Origin of the sequence: Vreelandella janggokensis, from assembly GCF_031451615.1 — a bacterium.
Lineage (GTDB): Bacteria > Pseudomonadota > Gammaproteobacteria > Pseudomonadales > Halomonadaceae > Vreelandella > Vreelandella janggokensis.
This window is the reverse complement of the sequence record NZ_JARWAJ010000013.1, coordinates 1-1,594: the sequence shown is the minus strand read 5'-3', so window position 1 is coordinate 1,594 and position 1,594 is coordinate 1. Positions and strand designations below refer to the sequence as shown.

1 rRNA gene is annotated in these 1,594 nt (G+C 55.9%); it reads left to right on the top strand.

Annotation, left to right across the window (positions count from 1 at the left end):
- Positions 1-12 precede the first annotated feature (12 nt).
- Positions 13-1,544 (top strand): 16S ribosomal RNA (locus tag QC816_RS18250).
- The last annotated feature ends 50 nt before the right edge of the window (positions 1,545-1,594 follow it).

Below are 1,594 nucleotides of genomic sequence, written 5' to 3'. Positions count from 1 at the left end.
CACAATGATTGTAAACTGAAGAGTTTGATCATGGCTCAGATTGAACGCTGGCGGCAGGCCTAACACATGCAAGTCGAGCGGTAACAGGTCCAGCTTGCTGGATGCTGACGAGCGGCGGACGGGTGAGTAACGCATAGGAATCTACCCGGTAGTGGGGGATAACCTGGGGAAACCCAGGCTAATACCGCATACGTCCTACGGGAGAAAGGGGGCTTAGGCTCCCGCTATTGGATGAGCCTATGCCGGATTAGCTGGTTGGTGAGGTAATGGCTCACCAAGGCGACGATCCGTAGCTGGTCTGAGAGGATGATCAGCCACATCGGGACTGAGACACGGCCCGAACTCCTACGGGAGGCAGCAGTGGGGAATATTGGACAATGGGGGCAACCCTGATCCAGCCATGCCGCGTGTGTGAAGAAGGCCCTCGGGTTGTAAAGCACTTTCAGCGAGGAAGAACGCCTGTCGGTTAATACCCGGCAGGAAAGACATCACTCGCAGAAGAAGCACCGGCTAACTCCGTGCCAGCAGCCGCGGTAATACGGAGGGTGCAAGCGTTAATCGGAATTACTGGGCGTAAAGCGCGCGTAGGTGGCTTGATAAGCCGGTTGTGAAAGCCCCGGGCTCAACCTGGGAACGGCATCCGGAACTATTAGGCTAGAGTGCAGGAGAGGAAGGTAGAATTCCCGGTGTAGCGGTGAAATGCGTAGAGATCGGGAGGAATACCAGTGGCGAAGGCGGCCTTCTGGACTGACACTGACACTGAGGTGCGAAAGCGTGGGTAGCAAACAGGATTAGATACCCTGGTAGTCCACGCCGTAAACGATGTCGACCAGCCGTTGGGTGCCTAGCGCACTTTGTGGCGAAGTTAACGCGATAAGTCGACCGCCTGGGGAGTACGGCCGCAAGGTTAAAACTCAAATGAATTGACGGGGGCCCGCACAAGCGGTGGAGCATGTGGTTTAATTCGATGCAACGCGAAGAACCTTACCTACCCTTGACATCCTGCGAACTTGTGAGAGATCACTTGGTGCCTTCGGGAGCGCAGAGACAGGTGCTGCATGGCTGTCGTCAGCTCGTGTTGTGAAATGTTGGGTTAAGTCCCGTAACGAGCGCAACCCTTGTCCCTATTTGCCAGCGATTCGGTCGGGAACTCTAGGGAGACTGCCGGTGACAAACCGGAGGAAGGTGGGGACGACGTCAAGTCATCATGGCCCTTACGGGTAGGGCTACACACGTGCTACAATGGCCGGTACAAAGGGCTGCGAGCTCGCGAGAGTCAGCGAATCCCTTAAAGCCGGTCTCAGTCCGGATCGGAGTCTGCAACTCGACTCCGTGAAGTCGGAATCGCTAGTAATCGTGCATCAGAATGGCACGGTGAATACGTTCCCGGGCCTTGTACACACCGCCCGTCACACCATGGGAGTGGACTGCACCAGAAGTGGTTAGCCTAACTTTGGAGGGCGATCACCACGGTGTGGTTCATGACTGGGGTGAAGTCGTAACAAGGTAGCCGTAGGGGAACCTGCGGCTGGATCACCTCCTTAAACGATGCATCACTCCTCGCGGTAAGCGCTCACAATGAATTACCTGATCA